Below are 10865 nucleotides of genomic sequence, written 5' to 3' on the forward strand. Positions count from 1 at the left end.
CATGACAGAAAAGAACAGACCATGCTGCGCCGCCGAAGCGATGCGGCGTATCAGGCAGATCGAGGTCGGCGGGATCGTCGTCGGCCTCGCCATGCTCGACGACACCATCGACGGGGTGCGGGAGATGGACCTCCACAGCGCCGATTCGATCGCCGACGAACTCCTGAAACAGATAAAAATCTACAATTACGTCCCTGGTGCGGCCGAAGCGGCCTACCGCGCGGCCCTGCTCAGGGAATATGAAATGAGGTGACTATCATGAAGATTGAAGTGCTTGGAACAGGCTGCATGAAATGCAGGCGCCTGGCAAAGAACGTCGAGAAGGCAGTTGCTGAACTCGGGATCCCGGCCGAGATCGAGAAGGTGGAGGATATCACCGCCATCATGGACAGGGGCGTGATGCTGACGCCGGCGCTGATCGTCGACGGCGAGTTGAAGGTCTCGGGCCGCGTGGCCGACGTGAAGGAGATCAGGGAGATCCTGCAGGGGTGATGGGAATGGCGGATACCTGCACCTGCACCTGCAGCCAGATCGAGACCAGGCGGATCATCTTCGCCTGCTCTGGCGCCTCAAACGTCGGCGAACTCTCGAATGCTGCGGCGGTCGCCCTCACGGCGGAGGGCTTCGGGAGCAAGGCCTGCACCGCCTCCCTGGCCATCATAACCCCTTCCGTGATGAAGAAGGTCGGGGACGCCGACGAGATCGTCGTCATCGATGGATGCCCGGTCGAATGCACCGGAAAGATCGCCGCGGAGGCGGGCATCGAACCCGACCAGCACATCGTGATCACCGACCTCGGGATCGAAAAGATCGGCGATATGACCGTCGACGAGGACGACCTCGAGACGGTCGTCTCGGCGGCCTGGGAGGGGCAGGGCAGGAAAATGCCTGCTCCTGAGAGAAAGAAGCCGGGAACAGGCGGCTGTGGATGCGGATGCGGCGGGGGCTGCTGAAAGGAGGGGAGAATGCCCGGTACCCTTGTTGTTGAATGGCGGCATATCGGCGAGAGCGTCGAGGCGACCTGCGAGCGGTGCGCCGCCACCGGACGGACCCTTGCAGAGGTGGTGGAGGAGATCCGCCCCATGCTCTCGGCCCGGCGGATCCGGGTGCGGGTGACAGAGACGGTGCTCCCGCCTGAGCGGATCGATGAGTCCAACACCATCCTCTTCAACGGTGTGCCCATCGAGGACCTCCTCGACGAGGTGCGGGTGGAGATGACGCCCTGCGTCTCCTGCTCCTGCATCACCGGGACCGATGCAGAGTGCCGGGCGGTCGTCTGCGGGGAGGAGAGCCATGAGGCCGTGCCCGCCGACCTGATCAGGCGGGCGGCGCTGCGGGCGGTGGAGTGAAGAGACGTGAAAAAACGTGTGCTCTTTGTCTGCACCCACAATGCCGGCCGCTCCCAGATGGCGGAAGGCTACCTGAACGCCCGCTACGGCGAGCGTTATGAGGCCTGTTCCGCCGGGACCGAACCGCGGGAAGGGCTGAACTCCTGCGCCGTCCGGGCAATGGCCGAGATCGGGATCGACATCTCCGCACAGCGCTCAAAGCACATCTCGACCTTTGCCGGAGAGGAGATGGACGTGCTGGTGGCGGTCTGCGAGGCCGGTACCTGCCCGCTCTTCCCCTGGGCGAAAGAAACGGTCCAACGGAGTTTCCCTGACCCCGCCCGCCTCAGCGGCAGCGAGGAGGAGATCATGGAGGGGGTGCGGCGGATCCGAGATGCAATCGCCGCCTGGATCGACGGCACCTTCGGGGCGGTGTAATGGGGTTCACCCTTGTCGTCTGTTCCGGGGTATCGAGCACCGGGCGACTGACGGCGCAGACCGGGGCGGTGCTCCTGCACCGTTGCGGCCGGATAATCGAGGCGTGCGTCCCGGCGACCCGACCTAAGGTGTCGCTGGAAGATAGCCTGCACAACGCCGAAAAAATCTTTGTGCTGGACGGCTGCGGCGACTGTTGCGGGATGAAAAGGGTGCAGGCGCTCGGCGTTGAACCGGACCTGCATGTCGTCGCCACCTCGTGCGGGATCGAGAAACGGGGGATGGAAGAGCCGCATTATACGGAGATTGAGATGCTCCTTGCCGCGTGCAGGAGGCGGCTGGACGGCGATCCTGCCGGGTGATGCCGTCTTTCGATGCATCAGGCAGGAGAGAATCGGATTTATTTTTCCTTCCGCCGATTCCTATCCATGCACAGGATTCCCCACCTGTTTTTTACCATCATGCTCATCCTCCTCTCCGCCGGATGCATCTCGGCGGATTCCCCTAAGGCAGAGGATACGGGCATCCGCCTGCTCACGCCTGCGGACCCATTTTCCATCTTTGACGGTCAGGCGACCTGTGCCGAGATCATCGGGAAGGATAGCCCGGGCGCCCCGGCAAACTACAGCCTGGCAATCATCACCATTCAAGCGGGCAATGCGACACCCCCGCACCGACTTCTGGGGAGCACGGAACTGCTCCACGTGATCGGCGGCGAGGCGACGATCCGGTGCGACAACAGCACGCTCACCGCCCGGATGGGCGAGACCGTGATCCTGCCCGAAGGGGCGCTCCAGTCGATCGCCGCCGCCGGCGATGACGACCTCCGGTACATCGATGTGGTCCAGCCCCCCTTCACACCGGCGATCGAGGTGCCCGGGGACGATCTGGCGGCGACTGACGGCAGGCCGATTGTCATCCCCGATCCCGGGCAGGGGATCGAGTGGGACTATGGAACGGTGATGATCTATACCCTGGCAAACCCGGTGCTGATGCCGGAGATGGACCTCCCGATCGGCTACAGCCTCGCATATGCAGAACTCCAGACCGATGGCTCGGTCGGATACAACCGCCTCAACGGTTCGTCAGAGGTGATCTATGTGATCCACGGCGAGGTCGAGGTGTTCTGGCCGGAGAACGGATCCATTCTGGTCCCGGCAGGGAGCGCCGCCTATATCCCATCCGATCAGGTCAAAAATTACCGGAATGCGGCAGAATCGACATCGGCCATCCTCTCCTTCGTCGATCCGGCATGGACCGAGGAAAAAACAGAGATGCTGGAATAAGAGGGGCACCGGCCCGTCCCCTCTCATCAGTTCTTGAAGCTGTGGATCGGCGCGGGGATCCTGCCGCCGCGGTTGACGAAATCCTCGCAGCCAAACGGGTTCACCCGCTGGACGGGCGCATGACCAAGCAGTCCGCCGAACTCCACCGTATCCCCGACATCTTTTCCGATCACCGGGATCAGGCGGACGGCGGTGGTCTTCTGGTTCACCATGCCGATCGCCGCCTCATCGGCGATGATGCCGGAGATCGTGGCAGCGGACGTCGTGCCCGGGATGGCAATCATATCCAGCCCGACCGAGCAGACGCAGGTCATCGCCTCCAACTTCTCGATCGTCAGGGCGCCGCGGTTGACGGCATCGATCATCCCCTGGTCCTCGCTGACCGGGATAAAGGCGCCGCTGAGTCCGCCGACAAACGAACTTGCCATGACACCCCCCTTCTTGACCTGGTCGTTGAGCAGGGCGAGGGCGGCGGTGGTCCCGGGCGCTCCCGCGGACTCAAGCCCCATCTCCTCCAGGATCTCCGCCACGCTGTCGCCCACGGCAGGCGTCGGCGCCAGGGAGAGATCGACGATGCCGAAGGGGACACCCAGCCGTTCCGAGGCCTCCTGCGCCACCAGCTGCCCGACCCGAGTGACCTTGAAGGCCGTTTTCTTAACGGTCTCGCAGAGCACCTCGAAGTTCTCCCCCCTGACCCCCTCGAGGGCATGCTTGACGACACCCGGACCGCTGACACCCACATTGATCACCGCATCCGCCTCAGTCACGCCATGAAAGGCCCCGGCCATAAAGGGGTTGTCGTCCGGGGCGTTGCAGAAGACGACCAGTTTTGCACACCCCAGGGAATTGTTCTCCTGTGTCGCCTCTGCGGTCTCCCTGATGATCTCGCCCATCAATTTGACGGCATCCATGTTGATGCCGGTCCTGGTGGAACCGACATTCACCGAACTGCACACCCGTTCGGTGGACGAGAGGGCCCCCGGGATGGAGCGGATGAGGTCTCGATCGGCCTTCGTCATCCCCTTTGAGACGAGAGCGGAGTAGCCTCCGAGAAAATTCACCCCGGTGTCCCGTGCAGCCTCATCCAGCGTCCGTGCAATCGTCACGAAATCCTCCGGGCACCGGCAGGCCCGACCCCCCACCAGTGCTATCGGGGTGACGGAGATGCGTGTATTGACGATCGGGAGCCCATATTCGCATTCGATCTCGCGGCCGGTGGAGACGAGGTCATGTGCAAGGCGGGTGATCTTATCATAGATATTCCGGTTCAGGACGTCCAGGTCGGCGTCACAGCAGTCCAGCAGGCTGATGCCCAGGGTGATGGTGCGGACATCCAGGTTTTCCTGCTCGATCATCGTATTTGTCTCGTTCACCTCAAAGATGTTGATCATCCGGATTCCTCTCAGATACGGTGCATTTTTGTAAAAATGTCCTCATGCTGGCATCTGATCCGCACGCCGATCTCATCACCGAGTTCCTCGAGATCACGCACCATCTCACCGAACGGTCGGGGTGACCTGCCGGTGTCGACGATCATCATCATATTGAAGTAGCCCTGCACGATGGTCTGGGAGATGTCCTCGACATTGACCTGGTTGTCTGCAAGGTAGGTGCAGACCCTGGCGATGATCCCGACCGCATCCTTTCCCACGACAGTGATGATGGTTTTTTTCATGCTCGAACTCATCCCTATACGAGTATGGCGGTAATGGGGATTAATCCCGCCCAAAGGGCAGGTGCCCGCGATTCCGTATGAAACCGCCCTGAATCTCAGCGGTCCGGGGAGAGGGGCGAAGAGCGCGAGGACCGGCACCAGGGCATATCCGCCTATCAGGAATCTTCCGGAGAACCTATTTATCAGGGGAGGAGAGAGGGGGACGCATCCCCCCCTGGAGGGAGAGATGAGATCGGTACTGTGTATCGGCATGATCGTGCTGCTGGTCTGTCTGGCCGGATGTGTTAATTCAGGCGGTGCAGCAGGCGACGGCATGGAGGAGGGAGCGTCGGTGAATACATCAGTCAATATCACCAGCGGGGGCCAGACCTTCCCTGCGTATCTCGCTGCACCACAGGAAACCGGCCAAAATCCCGGCATCGTGCTCATCCATTCGTTCAACGGGCTTGAACCCGGCTACAGGGAGATGACGGACCGTTTTGCAGGCGAGGGATTTGTGGTGATCGCCCCGGAGTGGCAGACATTTGAGCAGTCGCCGTCCGACGATGTGGTGGAGCAGCTTGTCCGTGATTCTGTTGCCTACCTGGGCACTCGCACGGATGTCGACACCGAACGTCTCGGATTGACCGGCTTCTGCGCCGGGGGCCGGTATACGATGCTCTTTCTACCGCAAATTGAGGAGTTTTCGTCGGGTGTCGCCTGGTACGGCTTTCCCTATTCCGGCGGGTTCAACAACGAGACCGTCCCCGCCACCCTCCTCAGCACGATCACCGACCCGATGCTGATCATCCACGGCACACGCGACCAGCCAAGCCCGGTGGCGGAGATCTACCGGTATGCGACAGAACTGGATGCCGCAGACGTGTACTTTGAGCTGAAGGTCTACCAGGGTGAACCGCACGGCTTCATGATCGAGGAGGGGATGCTTTCTGAGAGTGCCGTGGCGCACGATGCATACAGGGAGATGGTGGACTTCTTCACCCGGACGCTCGGGTGATCATCGCCCCTGAAATCTTCAGACCCCACCCGGATGGGGGTGGACCGGTGGACCTGTCTCCCCCCACCCTGGTGGCGCCGGCACCGATCACTTTAATGTCAGGGCCGCATCAATCGGGGGTGGAGGGGTAGACCGCATGCCGGGGAGGGGGGGATGGAGACCGAGATCATTCTGATGCTCCTTGTGCTCGGGGTCACGGTCCTGCTCTTTATCACCGAAGCGATCAGGGTCGACGTCGTCGCCCTTCTCGTACTGGTTATGCTCTTCTGGTTCGGGCTTGTCACTCCCGTGGAGGCGTTCTCGGGGTTTGCCAGCAATGCGGTGATCGCCGTCATCTCGATCATGATACTCGGCCGCGGCATCGAACGCACGGGGATAATGGGGCGCCTGAGCAGGTCGATCGTGGGTGTGGCCGGGACAGACGAAAAACGGCTGCTGGCAACATTTTCTGCTGTCGTGGGCGGTCTCTCCGCATTCATGCAGAACATCGGATCGGTCGCCCTGTTTCTTCCCGCCCTGATGCGGATATCAAAGAGGACAAAAATTCCGCCCTCGCGGCTCGTCATGCCGATGGGGTTTTCCGCCATCCTGGGCGGCACCCTCACCATGATCGGCTCCAGCGCACTCATCATCCAGAACGACCTTCTGGCCGCCAGCGGTCTGGAACCGTTCGGGTTCTTTGCCGTGACGCCCGTGGGCCTCATCCTCCTGGTTTCGGGAATCCTGTATTTTCTCCTGCTCGGGGACTACGTCCTCCCCGGTGGCCGCCCGGAGGGGCGAAGGCCGGGAAGCCAGGAGGACCTGGTGGAAACCTGGCAGCTCCCCACCGGCATGCACCACTACCATATCCCCCCTGACAGCTCCCTCAACGGAAAAGAACGTGAGGAAGTGCGCCTGAAGGCCGAATACGCCCTGCATCTCCTGGCCATCACCGACAAGAGGGATGTGTTCTATGCACCGTGGCGGCACACCCCCCTGCGTGCCGGACAGTCCATCACGCTCCTCGGAAAGACGGAGGATGCCGCCAGGTTTGCGTCCGACTTCTCCCTGGTGCGCAGACCCGACCAGGCCCGCCTCTCCGCAGAGGTGGGGGGAGAGAACGCCGGTTTTGCCGAGGTGCTGGTGAGGCCGCACGCCCCGCTGGCCGGGAAAAGCCTCCGCGAGATCACCTTCAGGAAGACCTATGGCGTGGAACCCATCCTGCTCTCCTCCCGGGACGCCGAGATGCGCATGGACTTCTTTGACGTCCCCCTCTCGGCCGGCGATATCATCGTGGTCTTCGGCCCGTGGAACAACATCCGTGCTCTGGCCGGCGACCCGAGTTTCGTGCTCTCCACCCCGGTCGATGAACCGGCGGTCCAGAAAGAGAAGGCGCCGATCGCCCTTCTCTGTTTTATCGGCGGGATCGCCCTCACCCTGACCGGGATACCCATCGCCATGGGGCTGCTTACCGGTGCCCTGGCGATGATTCTCACCGGTGTGCTCGGGATCGATGAGGCCTACCGCTCGATCGACTGGAAGACCGTGTTTTTGCTGGCCGGACTCATCCCGCTCGGGATTGCGATGATCAATACAGGCACGGCGTCACTGATCGCGGCCAGTCTGCTCTCGCTCATCGGGGGCGCCCACCCGGTCCTGCTCTTCATCGGCATCGGTGCACTGACGACCATATTTACCCTGTTCATGTCCAATATGGGGGCCGTCGTCATCCTGGTCCCGATCGTGCTGCTGGTCGGCGCCGAAACCGGGATCGATCCCAGAGGTCTGGCCCTTCTTGTGGGAATCTCCGCCTCGAACTCGTTCATTCTGCCAACCCACCAGGTGAACGCCTTTCTCATGTCTCCTGGGGGCTATCACAACCGGGATTATCTGAAGGCCGGCGGCATCCTGACGATCCTCTATCTCATCATCGTCTCAGGATGGATTTATCTGGTCTTCGTATGATTACCTGCTCCAGAGACAGATGGGGTGAAGGGGAAAAATGGTTGTTCAGCAGTTTTTTATTCCGGGCATTGCGCACAGTTCGTATCTTATCGGCGCCGAGCAGACATGCGCCATTGTCGATCCCGCACGGGACGTCGGGCGCTATATCGATGCCGCATCAGACCTCGGTCTTGCGATCACGCATATCCTTGAGACGCATCTGCATGCAGATTTCGTCTCCGGCCACCTGGACCTTGCAGAAGCGACGGGTGCACGGATCTATGCACCGAAGGCCGGGGCCTGTGCGTTTGCGCACGAACCGGTGGCCGAAGGTGCACAATTCTCTATCGGGGGGATCAGGATGGATGTGCTCGACACCCCCGGGCATACGCCTGAGGGCGTGACCTATGTGGCCACCGACCTCTCCAGGGGCAATGAGCCCTTTGCCATCTTCCCGGGCGATACACTCTTCGTCGGCGATGTCGGTCGGCCCGACCTGTTCCCCGGGCGGGCGCAGGAACTCGCGGCACATCTCCACGAGAACCTGCACACAAAAATCCTCGCCCTGCCGGATCACTGCATGGTCTTTCCCGCCCATGGCGCCGGATCGCTCTGCGGACGGTCGATGGGTTCGATGCGGTTCTCCACCATCGGCTATGAGCGCCGATATAACACCCCCCTGACGATCGCCGACCGTGAGGAGTTCATCCACTCGCTCACCGAGGATATGCCGCCGGCGCCCGACCATTTCGCCCGGTGCAGCGAGATCAACCGGCAGGGCCCGGCGCAGGTCAGCACCCTGCCGGTGATCCGGGGCATGAAACCCGCCGAGTTCAGGCGGCATGCAGAACAGGACGACACGATCGTGGTCTCGATCAGGAATTACGCCACCTTCGGCGGGCAGCACATCCCCGGCAGTTACCACATCGACCTGGCCGGCAACTTTTCCACCTTTGCCGGATGGGTGCTCCCGCCCGATAAGGACATCCTGCTCGTCACCGACAGTCCGGCACAGGCGAGGGAGGCGGTGACGATGCTCCGCCGGGTGGGTCTGGACCGGACGATCGGCTACCTGGAGGGGGGCACCCATGCCTGGGTGATGGCCGGGTATCCGACCGACCATGTCCACCAGCTCTCGCCGGAGGAGACGCATGCGATGATCTTGGAGGGAAGGGCGACACTGGTGGACGTGCGGACACCTGAGGAGTATGCAGAGGATCATGTGGAGGGTGCGATCAATATCATGGCGATGGACCTGAGGACCAGGTATACAGATCTCGCCCCCGATCAGCCGGTGATCATGATGTGCAGGACCGGACACCGCTCCAGCCTTGCCTGCAGCATCCTGAAGCAGAAGGGTTTTTCAGAGGTCTACAACGCCGCGGGCGGCATCACCGGTTACCGTGCGGCAGGATACTCCTGAGGTGGTGGCAATGGACCCGACACCCTATATTGCCGGGGTGGGGATCGGCATCATCAGCTGGTTCGCATTCCTCCTCTCCGACCGCCCCCTCGGTTGTTCGACGGCCTATGCACGGACGAGCGGCATGATCGAGGCGGCCATCCGGGGGGATGCGGCGCGGGAGCGGCCCTATTACAGAAAATTCGCCCCGCAGATCGACTGGGAATGGATGCTGGTGCTCGGGGTCGTGATCGGCGCCTTCGTCACGGCGGTCGTCACCGGGGAGTTCGCCCTGATCTGGGTGCCGTCACGATTTGCGGCGGCGTTCGGACCTGATATCCCATTCAGGCTTGTGGTCGCCATCATCGGCGGCGTACTGATGGGGATCGGGTCGCGCTGGGCCGGCGGATGCACAAGCGGCCACGGCATATCAGGCACCCTGCAGCTGGCGATATCGAGCTGGGTGGCGGTCATCATCTTCTTTGTCAGCGGGATCGTCTGTGCCTTCCTGATCTACGGGGTGGGGCCATGACCGACGCCCTGCAGCGCCTCCGCCAGAACGCACCGCAGCAACTCCTCCTCGGTCTGCTGATGGGGATCGCATTTGGCGCCTGCCTCCAGATCGGCGGCGTGACGCGCTACGATGTGATCCTCGGGCAGCTGCTGCTCACCGACTTCACCGTGGTGAAGGTGATGCTCAGCGCCGTGGCGGTCGGCATGGTCGGGATCCATCTCATGCGGGGGGCCGGGCTTGCCGAACTGCACATCAAGCCCGGTTCGGTCGGCGCCACGGTGGTCGGCGGGATCATCTTCGGCGCCGGTTTTGCGGTGCTGGGGTATTGTCCGGGCACGGTGGCCGGCGCCGTCGGATCAGGCGCCCTCGATGCCCTGGTCGGCGGGGTGAGCGGGATCATCCTTGGGGCCGGGATCTTCGCTGTGCTCTACCCGCGCCTGGAGGCGTCGGTGCTCCACCGCGGGGAGTTTCCGACCATGAGCATACCCCAGCTGCTGAACCTCAACCCCTGGATGGTGGTGGTGCCGGTGGTGATCCTGATCGCCGCCGTGCTCGTCGGGCTGGAGTATGCAGGTCTCTGAGGGGGGAGGCGGCAACCTATTTAATCGGGGGATTCCCTTACCCTCCGTCATACCTCCGGGAGGAGGGCGAAGGGAGGGGAGAAGATGATTGAGATACTGCCGGAGAGCGCGGGGTGCGTCATCGGGTTTCAGATCAGCGGCGATGTCACGGATGAGGACTACATGGAGGTGTTCATACCGGCGATCGACCTGGCGGCCGAACGCTATGGCACGGTGCGGGTGCTGGTCGATATCGTTGATTTCAAGGGGGAGGATTTCGGAGCCATGACCGACGACCTGATCCAGGATACCAAGGTCTCACTGGTCGAGCGTGAGGCGATCATCGGCGGCGAGGAGTGGGAAAAAAGGTTGCTCTCCGTTCAGCCGGCCTTCTTCCTCTTCTCCAGCACCGATGTGCGGTTCTTCAAACCCGAGCACCGCCAGGAGGCATGGCGATGGGTCAGCGAGGGCATGCGGGACCTGGTGCGGGCGCCGGAGCCTCGGTGAGGATACCGTGGCGATCAGAATAGAATCCCTTTTTTCCACCGAGCATATCCCAGGTGAATGCTGTTATCTTCATTCTAAAATTACAAAATGCCAATAACGAATAATCTGTGACGTGGCATTCATCGAGATTGATGACGGCCTCTGGGCGATTATAAGCAACCACCTGCCGCCTCATAGACCTCATACCTGACGACCGCGATCCGATCTTCGTTTTAATAAACGGAATTATGGTCGCCCT

The 10865-nt window shown here is 61.9% G+C and carries 15 protein-coding genes; 13 read left to right on the plus strand and 2 right to left on the minus strand.

Annotated elements, in window-relative coordinates; translation table 11 throughout:
• Position 1: 1 nt before the first annotated feature.
• From CUJ86_RS08475 to CUJ86_RS08505, 7 genes are all read left to right on the plus strand, one after another.
• Positions 2 to 253, plus strand: coding sequence for a hypothetical protein (locus CUJ86_RS08475; protein WP_130647133.1), 252 nt, complete (start codon positions 2 to 4; stop codon positions 251 to 253).
• 5 nt (positions 254 to 258) lie between these two features.
• Complete coding sequence (locus CUJ86_RS08480; RefSeq protein WP_130647134.1) at positions 259 to 492, plus strand: thioredoxin family protein; 234 nt, start codon at positions 259 to 261, stop codon at positions 490 to 492.
• Positions 493 to 497: 5 nt separating this feature from the next.
• The gene (locus tag CUJ86_RS08485; RefSeq protein ID WP_130647135.1) at positions 498 to 953 is read left to right on the plus strand and encodes a putative zinc-binding protein; all 456 of its coding nucleotides are present in this window, start codon (positions 498 to 500) and stop codon (positions 951 to 953) included.
• A 12-nt stretch (positions 954 to 965) separates the two neighbouring features.
• Positions 966 to 1349: a DUF2703 domain-containing protein gene (locus CUJ86_RS08490; RefSeq protein WP_130647136.1), complete on the plus strand. Its 384-nt coding sequence runs from the start codon at positions 966 to 968 to the stop codon at positions 1347 to 1349.
• Between the two features lie 6 nt (positions 1350 to 1355).
• Positions 1356 to 1766: an arsenate reductase ArsC gene (locus tag CUJ86_RS08495; RefSeq protein ID WP_130647137.1), complete on the plus strand. Its 411-nt coding sequence runs from the start codon at positions 1356 to 1358 to the stop codon at positions 1764 to 1766.
• Entirely contained in the window at positions 1766 to 2125 is a 360-nt protein-coding gene (locus tag CUJ86_RS08500; RefSeq protein WP_130647138.1) for a putative zinc-binding protein, read from the plus strand. The genes CUJ86_RS08495 and CUJ86_RS08500 overlap by 1 nt, the downstream gene beginning before the upstream one ends.
• A gap of 66 nt (positions 2126 to 2191) precedes the next feature.
• The gene (locus tag CUJ86_RS08505; protein ID WP_130647139.1) at positions 2192 to 3049 is read left to right on the plus strand and encodes a cupin domain-containing protein; all 858 of its coding nucleotides are present in this window, start codon (positions 2192 to 2194) and stop codon (positions 3047 to 3049) included.
• Between the two features lie 26 nt (positions 3050 to 3075).
• Here the strand turns inward: CUJ86_RS08505 and CUJ86_RS08510 are convergent, their stop codons facing one another.
• Positions 3076 to 4440, minus strand: coding sequence for a PFL family protein (locus tag CUJ86_RS08510; RefSeq protein ID WP_130647140.1), 1365 nt, complete (start codon positions 4438 to 4440; stop codon positions 3076 to 3078).
• An 11-nt stretch (positions 4441 to 4451) separates the two neighbouring features.
• Positions 4452 to 4724 carry an ACT domain-containing protein gene (locus tag CUJ86_RS08515; protein ID WP_130647141.1) on the minus strand — a complete coding sequence of 91 codons (273 nt, stop codon included), beginning with the start codon at positions 4722 to 4724 and terminating at the stop codon, positions 4452 to 4454.
• A gap of 226 nt (positions 4725 to 4950) precedes the next feature.
• Between CUJ86_RS08515 and CUJ86_RS08520 the strand changes: the two genes are divergently transcribed.
• The 6 genes from CUJ86_RS08520 to CUJ86_RS08545 all read left to right on the plus strand — a co-directional run bounded on the left by CUJ86_RS08520 (position 4951) and on the right by CUJ86_RS08545 (position 10627).
• Positions 4951 to 5721: a dienelactone hydrolase family protein gene (locus CUJ86_RS08520; protein WP_130647142.1), complete on the plus strand. Its 771-nt coding sequence runs from the start codon at positions 4951 to 4953 to the stop codon at positions 5719 to 5721.
• A 153-nt stretch (positions 5722 to 5874) separates the two neighbouring features.
• Positions 5875 to 7665, plus strand: a complete 1791-nt coding sequence (locus tag CUJ86_RS08525; RefSeq protein WP_130647143.1) for an SLC13 family permease — start codon at positions 5875 to 5877, stop codon at positions 7663 to 7665.
• Between the two features lie 37 nt (positions 7666 to 7702).
• Entirely contained in the window at positions 7703 to 9067 is a 1365-nt protein-coding gene (locus CUJ86_RS08530) for an MBL fold metallo-hydrolase (protein ID WP_130647144.1), read from the plus strand.
• Between the two features lie 10 nt (positions 9068 to 9077).
• On the plus strand, positions 9078 to 9578 hold the full coding sequence (locus CUJ86_RS08535) for a YeeE/YedE thiosulfate transporter family protein (RefSeq protein WP_130647145.1): 501 nt from the start codon (positions 9078 to 9080) through the stop codon (positions 9576 to 9578).
• Entirely contained in the window at positions 9575 to 10141 is a 567-nt protein-coding gene (locus tag CUJ86_RS08540; RefSeq protein WP_130647146.1) for a YeeE/YedE thiosulfate transporter family protein, read from the plus strand. The genes CUJ86_RS08535 and CUJ86_RS08540 overlap by 4 nt, the downstream gene beginning before the upstream one ends.
• Before the next feature lie 84 nt (positions 10142 to 10225).
• On the plus strand, positions 10226 to 10627 hold the full coding sequence (locus tag CUJ86_RS08545) for a SpoIIAA family protein (protein WP_130647147.1): 402 nt from the start codon (positions 10226 to 10228) through the stop codon (positions 10625 to 10627).
• Positions 10628 to 10865: the final 238 nt, after the last annotated feature.

The organism is Methanofollis fontis (genome assembly GCF_004297185.1).
Lineage (GTDB): Archaea > Halobacteriota > Methanomicrobia > Methanomicrobiales > Methanofollaceae > Methanofollis > Methanofollis fontis.

What these genes read in the sequence shown, in the direction of transcription:
- CUJ86_RS08475 (WP_130647133.1), top strand. Translation starts at nt 2, where the DNA reads ATGACAGAAAAGAACAGACCATGCTGCGCCGCCGAAGCGATGCGGCGT.
- CUJ86_RS08480 (WP_130647134.1), top strand. Translation starts at nt 259, where the DNA reads ATGAAGATTGAAGTGCTTGGAACAGGCTGCATGAAATGCAGGCGCCTG.
- CUJ86_RS08485 (WP_130647135.1), top strand. Translation starts at nt 498, where the DNA reads ATGGCGGATACCTGCACCTGCACCTGCAGCCAGATCGAGACCAGGCGG.
- CUJ86_RS08490 (WP_130647136.1), top strand. Translation starts at nt 966, where the DNA reads ATGCCCGGTACCCTTGTTGTTGAATGGCGGCATATCGGCGAGAGCGTC.
- CUJ86_RS08500 (WP_130647138.1), top strand. Translation starts at nt 1,766, where the DNA reads ATGGGGTTCACCCTTGTCGTCTGTTCCGGGGTATCGAGCACCGGGCGA.
- CUJ86_RS08505 (WP_130647139.1), top strand. Translation starts at nt 2,192, where the DNA reads ATGCACAGGATTCCCCACCTGTTTTTTACCATCATGCTCATCCTCCTC.
- CUJ86_RS08510 (WP_130647140.1), bottom strand. Translation starts at nt 4,440, where the DNA reads ATGATCAACATCTTTGAGGTGAACGAGACAAATACGATGATCGAGCAG.
- CUJ86_RS08515 (WP_130647141.1), bottom strand. Translation starts at nt 4,724, where the DNA reads ATGAAAAAAACCATCATCACTGTCGTGGGAAAGGATGCGGTCGGGATC.
- CUJ86_RS08520 (WP_130647142.1), top strand. Translation starts at nt 4,951, where the DNA reads ATGAGATCGGTACTGTGTATCGGCATGATCGTGCTGCTGGTCTGTCTG.
- CUJ86_RS08525 (WP_130647143.1), top strand. Translation starts at nt 5,875, where the DNA reads ATGGAGACCGAGATCATTCTGATGCTCCTTGTGCTCGGGGTCACGGTC.
- CUJ86_RS08530 (WP_130647144.1), top strand. Translation starts at nt 7,703, where the DNA reads ATGGTTGTTCAGCAGTTTTTTATTCCGGGCATTGCGCACAGTTCGTAT.
- CUJ86_RS08535 (WP_130647145.1), top strand. Translation starts at nt 9,078, where the DNA reads ATGGACCCGACACCCTATATTGCCGGGGTGGGGATCGGCATCATCAGC.
- CUJ86_RS08540 (WP_130647146.1), top strand. Translation starts at nt 9,575, where the DNA reads ATGACCGACGCCCTGCAGCGCCTCCGCCAGAACGCACCGCAGCAACTC.
- CUJ86_RS08545 (WP_130647147.1), top strand. Translation starts at nt 10,226, where the DNA reads ATGATTGAGATACTGCCGGAGAGCGCGGGGTGCGTCATCGGGTTTCAG.